This is a genomic window from Kitasatospora sp. NPDC004745 (genome assembly GCF_042873275.1).
Classification (GTDB): Bacteria; Actinomycetota; Actinomycetes; order Streptomycetales; family Streptomycetaceae; genus Kitasatospora.
In genome coordinates this window covers 9,651-23,622 of the sequence record NZ_JBIALK010000025.1, presented here as the reverse complement: position 1 = coordinate 23,622, position 13,972 = coordinate 9,651, and the positions used below count along the sequence as shown (strand labels likewise).

At 75.0% G+C, this 13,972-nt stretch carries 9 protein-coding genes; 1 reads left to right on the top strand and 8 read right to left on the bottom strand.

Annotated features, from left to right (window positions below; all coding sequences use genetic code 11):
• Positions 1-85 precede the first annotated feature (85 nt).
• Positions 86-4,816 (top strand): ATP-dependent helicase, encoded by a 4,731-nt coding sequence (locus ACFYUY_RS31275; protein WP_387905674.1) that lies wholly within the window; start codon positions 86-88, stop codon positions 4,814-4,816.
• 122 nt (positions 4,817-4,938) lie between these two features.
• Here the strand turns inward: ACFYUY_RS31275 and ACFYUY_RS31270 are convergent, their stop codons facing one another.
• From ACFYUY_RS31270 to ACFYUY_RS31235, 8 genes are all read right to left on the bottom strand, one after another.
• Complete coding sequence (locus tag ACFYUY_RS31270) at positions 4,939-5,235, bottom strand: hypothetical protein (protein ID WP_387905673.1); 297 nt, start codon at positions 5,233-5,235, stop codon at positions 4,939-4,941.
• Between the two features lie 55 nt (positions 5,236-5,290).
• Entirely contained in the window at positions 5,291-5,659 is a 369-nt protein-coding gene (locus ACFYUY_RS31265) for a helix-turn-helix domain-containing protein (protein WP_049660741.1), read from the bottom strand.
• Between the two features lie 366 nt (positions 5,660-6,025).
• Positions 6,026-6,502, bottom strand: a complete 477-nt coding sequence (locus tag ACFYUY_RS31260; RefSeq protein ID WP_360221048.1) for a CinA family protein — start codon at positions 6,500-6,502, stop codon at positions 6,026-6,028.
• Between the two features lie 122 nt (positions 6,503-6,624).
• Positions 6,625-7,263 carry a CDP-diacylglycerol--glycerol-3-phosphate 3-phosphatidyltransferase gene (gene pgsA, locus ACFYUY_RS31255; protein WP_360221027.1) on the bottom strand — a complete coding sequence of 213 codons (639 nt, stop codon included), beginning with the start codon at positions 7,261-7,263 and terminating at the stop codon, positions 6,625-6,627.
• Positions 7,260-8,753 carry a 30S ribosomal protein S12 methylthiotransferase RimO gene (gene rimO, locus ACFYUY_RS31250; RefSeq protein WP_360221030.1) on the bottom strand — a complete coding sequence of 498 codons (1,494 nt, stop codon included), beginning with the start codon at positions 8,751-8,753 and terminating at the stop codon, positions 7,260-7,262. Before rimO ends, pgsA begins: the two co-directional genes overlap by 4 nt.
• A gap of 108 nt (positions 8,754-8,861) precedes the next feature.
• Positions 8,862-9,722 carry a RodZ domain-containing protein gene (locus tag ACFYUY_RS31245; protein ID WP_360221033.1) on the bottom strand — a complete coding sequence of 287 codons (861 nt, stop codon included), beginning with the start codon at positions 9,720-9,722 and terminating at the stop codon, positions 8,862-8,864.
• Positions 9,723-10,116: 394 nt separating this feature from the next.
• Positions 10,117-12,810 (bottom strand): DNA translocase FtsK, encoded by a 2,694-nt coding sequence (locus ACFYUY_RS31240; protein WP_387905670.1) that lies wholly within the window; start codon positions 12,808-12,810, stop codon positions 10,117-10,119.
• Positions 12,811-12,954: 144 nt separating this feature from the next.
• Positions 12,955-13,593: a response regulator gene (locus ACFYUY_RS31235; protein WP_360221051.1), complete on the bottom strand. Its 639-nt coding sequence runs from the start codon at positions 13,591-13,593 to the stop codon at positions 12,955-12,957.
• Between the last annotated feature and the right edge of the window lie 379 nt (positions 13,594-13,972).

The window sequence follows — 13,972 nt, the reverse complement described above, 5'->3', positions numbered from 1 at the left end:
ATGAGCGGATTGCCCTTTTTGCTCCTCCACGGACACCCGCGCCCGCCGGCCCCCGGTTGTCGGTGCCACCCGGCACCATGGGGGCATGGCGCCCCAGCACCCGACCCCGCCCGACGACGACCCCCTGGCCGGCTTCGCCCCGACCACCCGGGCCTGGTTCACCGGCGCCTTCTCCGCCCCCACCACCGCCCAGTCCGAGGCCTGGCGCGCCATCCGGCGCGGCACCGACGTCCTGGTGGTCGCCCCGACCGGCTCCGGCAAGACGCTCGCCGCCTTCCTCTCCGCCCTGGACCGGCTGAGCAGCACCCCGCCCCCGGCCGAACCGGCCCGCCGCTGCCGGGTCCTCTACGTCTCACCGCTCAAGGCGCTCGCGGTGGACGTCGAACGCAACCTGCGCGCCCCGCTGACCGGCCTGCGCCAGGCCGCCGTCCGGCTCGGCCTGCCCGAACCCGAGGTCCAGGTCGCCATCCGCTCCGGCGACACCCCCGCCGCCGACCGGCGACGCTTCGCGACCCACCCGCCGGACATCCTGATCACCACCCCCGAGTCGCTGTTCCTGCTGCTCACCTCCGCCTCCCGGGACGCGCTGCGCGGCGTCGACACGGTGATCCTCGACGAGGTGCACGCGGTCGCCGGCACCAAGCGCGGCGCCCACCTCGCACTCAGCCTGGAGCGGCTGGACGAACTGCTGGAGCGCCCGGCCCGCCGGATCGGCCTGTCCGCGACCGTCCGCCCGGTCGACGAGGTGGCGCGCTTCCTCAGCCCGCAGCGCGGCGCCGCCGTCGTCCAGCCCGCCACCGCCAAGGAGTTCGACCTGTCGGTGGTCGTCCCCGTCCCCGACCTGGACGACCTGCCCGCCGCCCCGGCCACCGGCGGTGCGTCCGACACCGACCCGCAGCGCCAGACCTCGATCTGGCCGCACGTCGAGGAACGGATCGTCGACCTCGTCGAGGCGCACCGCTCGACCATCGTGTTCGCCAACTCCCGCCGCCTCGCCGAGCGCCTGTGCAACCGGCTGAACGAGATCGCCCACGAGCGCGCCACCGGCACCGCCGCCCCCGAGGCGCACGCCCCGGCCCAGCTGATGGGCGGCTCGGGGGCCGCCAGGGGGATCCCCCCGGTCATCGCCCGGGCGCACCACGGCTCCGTCTCCAAGGAGCAGCGGTCCCTGGTCGAGGAGGAGCTGAAGGCGGGCCGGCTGCCCGCCGTCGTCGCCACCTCCAGCCTGGAACTGGGCATCGACATGGGCGCCGTCGAGCTGGTCGTCCAGGTGGAGTCACCGCCCTCGGTCGCCTCCGGCCTGCAGCGGGTCGGCCGGGCCGGCCACCAGGTCGGGGCCGTCTCCACCGGCGTCTTCTTCCCCAAGTACCGGGGGGACCTCGTGCAGTCCGCCGTGGTCACCGAGCGGATGCGGGCCGGGCGGATCGAGGCGCTGCGCGTCCCGCGCAACCCGCTGGACGTCCTCGCCCAGCAGCTGGTCGCGATGACGGCACTGGACGCCTGGCCGGTGGACGAGCTGCTCACCGTGGTCCGCCGCGCCGCCCCGTTCGCCACCCTCCCGCAGTCCGCCTTCGAGGCCGTGCTCGACATGCTGGCCGGCCGCTACCCCTCGGACGCCTTCGCCGAGCTGCGCCCCCGGGTGGTCTGGGACCGCGTGGCCGGCACCGTGACGGGCCGTCCGGGCGCCCAGCGGCTCGCCGTCACCTCCGGCGGCACCATCCCCGACCGCGGCCTGTTCGGCGTCTTCATCGCCGGCACCGACCCGAAGAAGGGCGGCGGCGGGCGGCGGGTGGGCGAGCTCGACGAGGAGATGGTCTACGAGTCCCGCGTGGGCGACGTCTTCACCCTCGGCACCACCTCCTGGCGGATCGAGGACATCACCCACGACAAGGTGCTGGTCACCCCCGCTCCCGGCGTCCCCGGCCGGCTCCCGTTCTGGAAGGGCGACACCCTCGGCCGCCCGCTCGAACTCGGCCGCGCCCTCGGCGCGTTCACCCGCGAGCTGGGCGCCATGCCACCCGCCGACGCCACCGCCCGGCTCCGGCAGGCCGGCCTGGACGACTGGGCCGCCGCCAACCTGCTCGACTACCTGGCCGAGCAGCGCGCCGCCTGCGGCCACCTGCCGGACGACCGCACCATCGTGGTCGAACGCTTCCGCGACGAGCTGGGCGACTGGCGGATCGTCGTCCACTCCCCCTTCGGCGCCCAGGTGCACGCCCCCTGGGCGCTCGCCCTCGGCGCCCGGCTGCGCGAGAAGCACGGCCTCGACCCGCAGGTCATGCACGCCGACGACGGCATCGTGCTCCGGCTGCCGGACGCCGACCTGCTGTCCCCCGACTTCGACTTCGCGGGCCCCGCGGAGCCCTCCCCGGCGGACGAGGCCCCGGTCGGCGCCGACGCCGCCCTGTTCGACCCCGGCGAGATCGAGCAGCTGGTCACCGACCAGGTCGGCGGCTCGGCCCTGTTCGCCTCCCGCTTCCGCGAGTGCGCCGGCCGCGCCCTGCTGCTCCCGCGCCGCAGCCCAGGCCGCCGCACCCCGCTCTGGCAGCAGCGCCAGCGCGCCGCCCAACTCCTCGAGGTCGCCTCCGAGTACGGCTCGTTCCCGATCGTCCTGGAGGCCGTCCGCGAGTGCCTGCAGGACGTCTTCGACGTACCCGGCCTGGTCGAGCTGATGGGGGACCTCGAGTCCCGCGCCGTCCGCCTGGTCGAGGTCACCACCCCGGAGCCGTCCCCCTTCGCCCGCTCGCTGCTGTTCGGCTACGTCGCCCAGTTCCTCTACGAGGGGGACTCCCCGCTCGCCGAGCGCCGCGCCGCCGCCCTCTCGCTCGACTCCCGGCTGCTCTCCGAACTCCTCGGCCAGGCCGAGCTGAGCGAGCTGCTCGACCCGCAGGTGCTCGCCGAGCTGGAGGCAGAGCTCCAGCGCCTCACCCCGGAGCGCCGGGTCAGGGACGCCGAGGGCGTCGCCGACGCGCTGCGCCTGCTCGGCCCGCTCAGCGAGGCCGAGCTGACGGTGCGCGGCGCCGAGCCGCTCTGGGCGCTGGAGCTGGAGGCCGCCCGCCGGGTGATCCAGGTCCGGATCGCCGGCGAGCAGCGCTGGGCCGCGGTCGAGGACGCCGGGCGGCTGCGCGACGCGCTCGGCACCCCGCTGCCGGTCGGCGTCCCGGAGGCGTTCACCGAGCCGGTCAAGGACCCGCTGGGCGACCTCCTCGCCCGGCACGCCCGCACCCACGGCCCGTTCACCGCCGCCGAGGCCGCCGCCCGGTTCGGCCTCGGCACCGCCGTCGTCACCGGCACCCTGCACCGCCTCACCTCCTCCGGGCGCCTGGTGCAGGGCCAGTTCCGGCCGGTGGAGAGCCACACCGCCGGCGTCGAGTGGTGCGACGCCGAGGTGCTGCGCCGGCTGCGCCGCCGCTCGCTCGCCGCCCTGCGCCAGGAGGTCGAGCCCGTCCCGCCCCGGGCGCTGGCCGCCTTCCTCCCGCAGTGGCAGCACCTGGCCGGCCACCGGCTGCGCGGCCCCGACGGCCTGCTCCGGGTGGTCGAGCAGCTCCAGGGCACCGCCCTGCCCGCCTCCGCCCTGGAGAAGCTGATCCTGCCGGCCCGGCTCGCCGACTACTCCCCCGGCCTGCTGGACGAACTGACGGCCGCCGGCGAGATCGGCTGGTGCGGGGCCGGCGCCCTGCCCGGCAAGGACGGCTGGCTCAGCCTGCACCTGACCGAGAACGCCCACCTGCTGCGCCCCGACGCCGTCCCGCCCGCGCTGACGCCCGTGCACGACGCCCTGCTGCGGGCGCTGGCCGGCGGCTACGGCCTGTTCTTCCGCCAGCTCGTCCAGCAGCTCCCGGAGGACGTCCCCGAGCCGGAGGCGGTGGCGGCCCTCTGGGACCTCGTCTGGGCCGGTTACGTCACCAACGACACCCTGGCCCCGCTGCGCGCCCTGCTCGGCTCCGGCCGGACGGCCGGGGCCACCGCCCACCGCGCCCCCCGGGCGACGCCGCGCGGCCGCTACGGCGGCGCCGGCCGTTCCTTCGGCCGGGCGGGCGGCGCCCTGCGCAGCGGCCCGCCGACGGTGGCCGGCCGCTGGTCGCTGCTGCCCGCCCCGGCGGCCGACCCGACGCTGCGGGCCACCAGCCGGGCCCAGAGCCTGCTGGACCGGCACGGTCTGCTCACCCGGGGCGCGGTGGCGGCGGAGCGGGTGCCCGGCGGCTTCGCCGGGGTGTACCGGGTGCTCGCCGCGATGGAGGAGCGCGGCCGGGCCCGCCGGGGCTACTTCGTCGAGGGGCTGGGCGGGGCCCAGTTCGCCATGGACGGCGCGGCCGACCGGCTGCGCTCGGTGCACTCCCGACTGGAGCGGGCCCGGGGGGTCGAGTGGCCGGCCGCGCCGGCCGCGGAGCCCCCGCAGGTGCTGGTGCTCGCCGCCGCCGACCCGGCGAACGCCTACGGCGCGGCGCTGCCCTGGCCGGAGCCGCCGACCGCCTCCGGGGCGAAGGAGGCCACGGGTGCCGGGGGCACCGGGGAGGCGAAGGAGGTCCGGGCGCACCGCCCCGGCCGCAAGGCGGGCGCCCTGGTGGTGCTGGTGGACGGCGAGCTGGCGCTGTACGTCGAGCGGGGCGGCAAATCGCTGCTGGCCTGGCCGGAGGACGCGGCCACCCGGGCGCTGGCGGCGGGCGCGCTGGCGGGCGCGGTCCGCGAGGGCGCCCTGGGCAGCGTCACGGTGGAGCGGGCGAACGGCGAGCCGGCCCTCGGCTCGGAGCTCGGTGCGGCACTGGAGGAGGCCGGCTTCCACGCGACCCCGCGCGGTCTGCGCCTGCGGCCCTGACGGTGCCGTCGGCCCGGGGCCCGGCCCCCGTCGGAGCAGCAGAAGGCCGCGGGTCCACCGGACCCGCGGCCTTCCCGTCCACTCGTCGCGCCGGTACGACCGCGCTCACCCGTACGGGTGAATCAGCCGGTCGGCGGCGGTTGCGTCTCCACCCGGCCCGCGGCCCGTGCGGCCCGCGCCCGCGGGCGCCGCTGCGGTCCGGTCGCGCTCCGGTCTGCGTGCACCGGGATCAGACCGAGCCCCCAGCCTCCGGCCGCGAGCAACCCGAGGGCCGCACCGTCCGCCAGCTGGCCCCGGATCACCAGGAGCCAGCAGAGCAGGCCGGCGGTGAGGACCGCCAGGACCCGGCGGGCCGACCAGGGCACCACGTGCCGCAGCCGTATTCGGGCCTCCGTGCACACCGTCGACGCTCTTCGCACGACCGCCCTCCTTCGCTCGCCCCGGGCACCAGGAGCCCGGGAGTCGAGGCCGGGTTCAGGCGGCGACCACGTCCATCGCGGCGGCCTTGGGCGACATGTTCGCCCGGTCGGTGCCGGGGGCGGGCAGCGGTACCGGTTCGAGCACCGGCCTCAGCAGATCACCTTCGGAGAGGGTGGCCATCGCCGCAAGTTCGGCGAGCGAGAGTTCGTCGCTGACCTCGCGCATGACCTCGGACATCCGGACGTCGAGTGCGTCGCAGATGGCGGAGAGCAGCTCCGAGGAGGCCTCCTTCTGTCCCCGCTCGACCTCGGAGAGGTACCCGAGCGAAACCCGTGCGGCCGCCGACACCTCGCGGAGTGTGCGGCCCTGGCGCTGGCGCTGCCGACGCAGTACATCGCCCAGTAGGCGACGGAGCAGGATCATCGGTGCCTCCCTCCTCGGACTGCGGATCGAGATGTCACGCCCCCACCGTACCGCCTTGCCCGCTTCGCGTGCGGGGACCCTGGTCGTGTTCACTCTGGGCTGCAAGGCCGTCCCCCTCCTCGCGGCGGTGTCGTACCCGGGTCCGCGGGCCCCTCGTGGTACCCGTCGCGGCCCGCCCGGCCACCGTCACGCAACTCGTTCGCCACCTGGTTTCTGCCCAACCAGGGCCTTGGATGTAACACGATCCTCCAGCTGTCCCATACCCGTGCGCCGGATCGACGGGTCCCGGTCGGGTGGAGTTCTCCGCGACCGCGGCTCCACCAGGACTCCACCGGCGCCCGAGGCGCGGGGGCCGGGCCCACGAGGTCAGGTCGTGGGCGCACCGGCCGGGAGGCTCCCGACGAGCAGTTCCAGGGCGGTGGTCACCGCCCCGTGACGGATTGTGGCACGGTCCCCCGACAGCCGGGGCGAACTGACCAGAGTTCCCCCCGGGCCGGCCACCGCGAGGTGTACGGTGCCCACCGGCCGGCCGTCCTGCGGGTCCGGTCCGGCGACCCCGGTCGTCGCGAGGCCGTAGGTCGCCCCCAGCAGCCGGCGCACGCCCTCGGCCATCTGCCGGGCCACCACCGGGTGCACCGGCCCGTGGACGGCCAGCAGTCCCTCGTCCACGCCGAGCACCGAGGCCTTGAGGTCGGTGGCGTACGCGGTGACGGAGCCGCGGAAGGTCGCGGACGCCCCGGGGACGTCCACCAGCGCGGCCGCCAGCAGCCCGCCGGTCAGCGACTCGGCGACGGCCAGCGAGGCGCCCCCGGCGCGCAGCGCGGCGTGCGCCCGCGCCGCCAGGTCGTGCTGAGCCGGGTCGTGCTGAGCCAGGTCGTGCTGAGCCGGATCGCACCGGACCGGATCGCGCCGAGCCGGCTCGTGCCCCGCCGTGTCCTGCCGCGCCACCCGCGCTCCCCCCTCGTTCACCGGCCCGCGCGCTCCGCGGCCAGTCCCTCGCGGCGCAGGCGCAGCGCCTGTCCGACGTAGTCCAGTGCGGTGCCGACGGTCAGCAGCACCGCCAGGGCCATCAGCACGGCCCGCGCGGTGGCGAGCCAGCCGGTCAGCTCCAGGACGTACATGCCGACGGCGATGCCCTGGGTGAGCGTCTTGAGCTTGCCGCCGCGGCTGGCCGGGATGACCCCGTAGCGGATGACCCAGAAGCGCATCAGGGTGATGCCGAGTTCGCGGGCCAGGATCACCACGGTGACCCACCAGGGCAGGTCGCCGAGCAGCGAGAGGCCGATCAGGGCCGCGCCCATGATCGCCTTGTCGGCGATCGGGTCGGCGATCTTCCCGAAGTCGGTGACCAGGCCCTTGCGCCGGGCCAGCTCGCCGTCGAACAGGTCGGTGATCATCGCGACGGCGAACGAGGCCCAGGCGACGGAGCGCCACTTGGGGTCGTGCCCGCCGTCGGCGAACAGCAGCGTCACGAAGACCGGCACCAGCAGCAGCCGGAGCATCGTGAGCATGTTGGCGATGTTCCAGACACCCGGCGGCGGCGGTACCGCGGCCACCGGTCTGTCCGGGTGGGCCGCGGCCGGGGCGCCGGGCCCCTTGGTCATTCCCCGGCTCCCGGGGCCTTGGGGGCCCGCACCTGCTCCAGCGCCTCGGCGATCAGGTCGACGCCCTCGCTGGCCACCACGGTGGCCCGGTGGAACTGCCCCACCGCGGGGTCCTCGACGCCGAGCAGGGTGGTCAGGCCGTCGGTCTCGGGCGCCTGGTGGGCGGCCCGGCCCTCGACCACCCCGTCCTCGACCGACTCGATCAGCACCTCGACCTCGGTGCCGATCCGCTGTTCGGCCCGCTGGGCGGTCATCTCCTCGGCCAGTCGGCTCAGCCGGCTCAGGCGGTCGGCGATGACGTCCTCGGGCAGCTTGCCGTCGTAGGTGGCGGCCTCGGTGCCGTCCTCGTCCGAGTAGCCGAAGACGCCGATCGCGTCGAGCCCGGCGTGGGTGACGAAGCGTTCCAGCTCGGCGAAGTCCTCCTCGGTCTCACCGGGGAAGCCGACGATGAAGTTGGACCGGGCGCCGGCCTGCGGGGCCCGGTCGCGGATGGTCTTCAGCAGCTCCAGGAACTGGTCGGTGGAGCCGAAGCGCCGCATCCGGCGCAGCACGGCCGGCGCCGAGTGCTGGAAGGAGAGGTCGAAGTAGGGCACCACGTCGGTGATCCCGGTCATCGCGTCGATCAGGCCGGGGCGCATCTCGGCCGGCTGCAGGTAGGAGACCCGGACCCGCTCGACGCCCTCGATCGAGGAGATCTCGCCGAGCAGCGTCTCCAGCAGGCGGATGTCGCCGAGGTCCTTGCCGTACGAGGTGTTGTTCTCGCTCACCAGGACGATCTCGCGCACGCCCTGCCCGGCCAGCCACTGGGCCTCGTGCAGCACGTCGGAGGGGCGGCGGGAGATGAACGAGCCGCGGAAGGCGGGGATGGCGCAGAACGAACAGCGCCGGTCGCAGCCGGAGGCGAGCTTGACGGAGGCGACCGGGTTGTCGTCGAGCCGCTTGCGCAGGGTGCGCGGGCCGGAGGCCGGGGCGAGGCCGTCGGGCAGGTCGGCGATCGGTTCGGCGGGGGCCTCGGCGGCGCCGTGGCCGGGCAGCGCGACGGCCTCGGCGGCGGCCTGCCGTTCGGCCGGGCTGATCGGCAGGAGCTTGCGGCGGTCGCGCGGGAGGTGCGGGGCGTGGTGGCCGCCGGAGAGGATCGTCTGGAGCCGGTCGGAGATGTCGGCGTAGTCGTCGAAGCCGAGCACCCCGTCGGCCTCGGGCAGCGCGTCGGCGAGCTCCTTGCCGTACCGCTCGGCCATGCAGCCGACCGCGACGACGGCCTGGGTGCGGCCGTGTCCCTTCAGGTCGTTGGCCTCCAGCAGGGCGTCCACGGAGTCCTTCTTGGCGGCTTCGACGAAGCCGCAGGTGTTGACGACGGCGACGTCCGCGGCGGCGGCGTCGTCGACGAGCAACCAGCCGTCGGCCTCCAGTCGCCCGGCGAGTTCCTCGGAGTCCACCTCGTTGCGGGCGCATCCGAGCGTGACAAGGGCGACAGTGCGGCGTTCAGGCATAGGCCCAAGATTAACGCGCGGCCTCCGGTGCCGTTCGCCCCGGAGGCCGCGCGCCTCGGATTACCAGATCTTCACCAGGTCTCCGACCCCTCCACAGGCCTGCTCTGGTCAGCCCGCCTGCGGGTCGCCGGGGGTGTACGTGACGTGCACCACCTGGCCGTCCTTGCCGAGGAGACCGAGGTCCTTCCCGTTGACGTACGCGTGCACGGCCCCGCCGTTGCCGAGCACCAACTTGATCTGCTTCCCGTCGGTGAACGTCTGGTCCTGGCCGTCGCTGATGTTGTTCTGGAACAGCGACTTCCCGGTGCCGTCCACCGCGGACACCCAGCTGGTGCCCTCGGCGACCAGCTTCACGGTCACCTTGTCGGCCGGCACGGCGGCGATCGCGGCGGCGCTGGGAGCGGGTGCCGGGGGCTGCACGGTGGGCGAGGGGGCCGGGGCGAGGGAGCCGGTGCCGGAGCCGCTGGGCAGCGGCGCGCTGGCGGAGCCGGTCCCGGTGTGGCCGGTCTTGCCGTTCACCAGGTTGAAGCCGATCAGGGCGACCACGGCGACGATCGCGGCGACCATCGCCGCCGCCCAGTTCGGCCGACCGCGGCCGGGCACCTTGATCGGCCCGCTGTCGATCAGCTGGGTGGGGCGCTTGGAGGCGGGCGAGCCGCCGTGCGCGTCGTCGTAGCGGGCGACCAGCTCCTCGCCGTCCACGCCGACGGCGCGGGCGATCGAGCGGATGTGTCCGCGGGCGTAGAAGTCGCCGCCGCAGCGGCCGAAGTCGTCCTCCTCGATGGCATGGACGATCGGCACCCGTACCCGGGTCGCCGTACTCACCTGGTCCACCGTGAGCCCGGCCTCGATCCGGGCGGCGGACAGCACCCGGCCGATGCTCGGGGCATCGGCCGCCTGAACCGCGGCGTCGGACGGCTGCGCGGACGACGGGGCGTTCTCGCGGTCGGGGGACTTGCCGATGGTCACGGGGCACGCCTTTCGAGCGGATGGCCACCTGCTGGGGAACAGTCTAGGGGCGCGGGCGGATCGTTTCTCAAGCGGAACAGGACCGAATGCGCACACCCGCCCCGACCGGGGCCCCGCACCCCGCTGACCCGCTGTCAGCGGGCCCGCGCGGGGAACCCCGGGCTTCGCTTTCCGGCCTGTGACGCGGTGTACGCACGTTCGGTTCCCACCACGGCGCCTACCCCCCTCCGAACGAGTGACACCTCCCCGGGGGCACGGGTCCCGAGGGGCACCGGCCCCCAGGGGCGCCGGTCCGGGGGAGCGCCGGTCCCGGGGAACGCGGGTCCGCCGAAGAGACGCGTCCAGCGGGGGGAACGGGCCCGACGGGGGGACGGGCCGACGGAGGGACGGGCCGTCACCCGCGCAGGGTCACCAGTACCCCGTCCAGCTCGTCCGGCTTCACCAGCACGTCACGGGCCTTGGAGCCCTCGCTCGGCCCGACGATCCCCCGCGACTCCATCAGGTCCATCAGCCGGCCGGCCTTGGCGAAGCCGACCCGGAGCTTGCGCTGGAGCATCGAGGTCGAGCCGAACTGGGTGGAGACCACCAGTTCGGCCGCCTGGATCAGCAGGTCCAGGTCGTCGCCGATCTCCTCGTCGATCTCCTTCTTCGGCCCGCCGCCGACCGTCACGTCGTCCCGGTAGACGGCGGTGAGCTGGTCCTTGCAGTGCTGGACGACCGCGGCGATCTCCGCCTCGGTGACGAACGCGCCCTGCATGCGGATCGGCTTGCTGGCACCCATCGGGAGGAAGAGCGCGTCGCCCTTGCCGATCAGCTTCTCGGCGCCGGGCTGGTCCAGGATGACCCGGGAGTCGGCCATCGCGGAGGTCGCGAAGGCCAGCCGGGACGGCACGTTGGCCTTGATCAGACCGGTCACCACGTCCACCGAGGGCCGCTGGGTCGCCAGCACCAGGTGGATGCCGGCCGCACGGGCCAGCTGGGTGATCCGGACCACCGAGTCCTCGACGTCGCGCGGCGCGACCATCATCAGGTCGGCCAGCTCGTCGACGATCACCAGCAGGTACGGGTACGGCGTCAGTTCCCGCTCGCTGCCGAGCGGCGGGGTGACCTTGCCGGCCCGCACCGCGGCGTTGAAGTCGTCCACGTGCCGGAAGCCGAAGGCCGCCAGGTCGTCGTAGCGCAGGTCCATCTCGCGCACCACCCACTGGAGGGCCTCCGCGGCCTTCTTGGGGTTGGTGATGATCGGCGTGATCAGGTGCGGGATGCCCTCGTAGGCGGTCAGCTCGACCCGCTTGGGGTCGACCAGCACCATCCGCACCTCGTCCGGGGTGGCCCGGGCGAGCACCGAGGTGATCAGGCAGTTGATGCAGGACGACTTGCCCGCGCCGGTGGCGCCGGCCACCAGGATGTGCGGCATCTTGGCGAGGTTGGCCATCACGGTGTGGCCCTCGACGTCCTTGCCCATGCCGACGACCATCGGGTGGGTGTCCTCGGCCGCCGTGCGCGAGCGCAGCAGGTCGCCGAGGTTGACCATCTCGCGGTCCCGGTTGGGGATCTCGATGCCGACCGCGGACTTGCCCGGGATCGGGCTGATGATCCGCACGTCCGGGCTGGCCACCGCGTACGCGATGTTCTTGGCGAGCGCGGTGATCCGCTCCACCTTGACGGCCGGGCCGAGCTCGACCTCGTAGCGGGTGACCGTCGGGCCGCGGGTGAAGCCGGTGACCCTGGCGTCCACCTTGAACTCGGAGAAGGTGCCGGTGAGCTGGGCCACCACCTCGTCGTTGAGGGCGCTGCGGGCCTTGGCCGGGCCGCCGCGCTCCAGCAGGTCGAGCGGGGGGAGCGCGTAGGTGATGTCGCCGGAGAGCTGGAGCTGCTCCATGCGCACCGGCGCCGCGCCGTGCTCCTCGGGTGCGCCGGGGCCGCCGCTGCGGGCGGCCGGGACGGCCGCCTCCTCGGGCGGGGCGGTGCGGTCCTGCACCTGGTGCATCATGTCCGCCACCGCCGAGGAGGCGGGCACCCCGTAGACCAGCGCGCCGTCCAGGTCGGCGGCGGCGCCGGCGGCGAGGTTGCGGGTGGCGTACGGGTCCAGCGGCTCCTTGTCCAGGGAGACCCGGACGGCCTCCGGCCCGTCCTGCTCGGCCGGGTCCGGCTTGCGCCGGCGGCGGCGCCGGCGGGCGGCCACCTCGTCGCGCGGGTCCTCGCCGCCGGCGTCCACGGTGAACGGCAGCGCCGAGGGGTCGGCGTCCTCCGGCGGCTCGGTGGACAGCTCGCGCTCCGGCGCGCGCCCGTCGCGCGTCCCGTCCCCGGGCCGGGGCTCGACCACGCCGAGCCGGACGCCGGCCGAGCGCAGCCGCTCGAAGATGCGGTTGACCGGGGTGGCGGTGATCACCAGCACCCCGAAGAAGGCCAGCAGCAGGAGCAGCGGCACGGCCAGCGTCGGACCGGCGGCGGCCATCATCGGGGTGGAGGCGGCCCAGCCGATGATCCCGCCGGCCGCCCTTATCCGCGAGGCGCCGCTGCCCATCGTGGGGGCGCCGCAGCCGATGTGGACCAGGCCGAGGACGCCGACCAGCAGCGCGCTCAGCCCGATCATGATCCGCCCGTTGGCCTCCGGCAGCTCCGGGTGGCGCCAGAGCCGGATGGCGATCGCGGCGAGCAGGAAGGGCACCAGCACGTCGAGCCGGCCGAACAGCCCGGACACCACCGCGGTGGCCCCCTCCCCCAGCCAGCCCTCCGGGCTGAACCAGGTGCCGGCCGCGGTCACCAGGGCGAGCGCGAACAGCAACAGGCCCACGCCGTCCTTGCGGTGGGCCGGGTGGAGGTTCTTGGCGCCGTCGCCGAAGCCGCGGAAGACCGCGGCCACCGCGTTCGCCAGGCCGAGCCAGACGGCCCGCACGGCGCGGAAGAGGATCGGCCTGGGCGGGGGCGGCGGGGCGGGCTTGGCCGCCGCCGCCTTCTTCGCGGGGGCCGCCTTCTTGGTCGCCGCCTTCTTCGCGGGCGGCTTGCCCGGGGCCTTCGCCGCGGCCTTCTTGGACGGTCCCGGACCGGGGTTGCGTGCCGCGCTGCCGGGCGTACGTGTGGCCATGGGTCAGCAGCCTACCGGGGCGGGCGACCCCGGGACATGCGGCCGAGCCGGGCACGGGGACGTGTCGCAGACACACCGTCACGCTGATCCGGTTTCACCCGGCCGCCGCAGGAATTCACCCGGGGAGGTGAACCGGACCGGCGGTCACGGGCTCCCCGGCCGCAGGGCGTCCAGGGCCCGGCGCAGCCCGGCCAGCTTGCGCTCCAGGTGCCCCGCGGTGGCGGCCACCCCCGGGTCCTCGACGGCGTCCAGCTGCTTGCCCAGCGCCTCCGCCTGCTCCTCGACCGCAGCGAGCCGCGCGGACAGCTCGCCGAGCAGCGCGCCGCCGAGGGCCGGCTCGCCACCGCCCGCCTCCAGCTGCAGCCGCAGCAGCGAGGCCTGCTCCTTCAGCTGGCAGTTCTTGACGTACAGGTCGACGAAGACCGAGACCTTGGCGCGCAGCACCCACGGGTCGAACGGCTTGGAGATGTAGTCCACGGCCCCCGCCGCGTAGCCGCGGAAGGTGTGGTGCGGGCCGTGGTTGAGCGCGGTCAGGAAGATGATCGGGATGTCCCGGGTGCGCTCGCGCCGCTTGATGTGGGCGGCGGTCTCGAAGCCGTCCATCCCGGGCATCTGGACGTCCAGCAGGATCACCGCGAAGTCGTCGGTGAGCAGCGCCTTGAGCGCCTCCTCGCCGGACGCGGCGCGCACCAGCGTCTGGTCCAGCGCCGAGAGGATGGCCTCCAGCGCCAGCAGGTTCTCCGGCCGGTCGTCGACCAGGAGGATCTTCGCCTTCTGCATCAGGGCCCGCCCTCCTGTCGCCTGCCTGCCGCCCGGTGACGGCAACCGCGTACTGCCCACCGCTACCCCGGTCATGCTAGCCGCACCCCCTCGCCCGGCACATCGCCCCGTCGGGACCCGATCCGGAGCGGCGTGCGGACAGTGCTCCGGCGCACGCTCACCAGCGTGTCGCCGTCCGGTCACTGTTCGCAACGATCGGTGACCCTACCGGGTTCCCGGGCCCGACCGCCAGCAAACCGGTCCACCGGACGGGGGGGGCCCCCCGGGGGGGCCCCGGGGGGGGGCCCCCCCCGGGGGGGGCCCGCCGCCCGGGCGCCGCCCAACGGCCATAACCCACCCCAGGTGGTGGGGGTACAACCGCGGGGGTTTTTTTTGGGTGGGG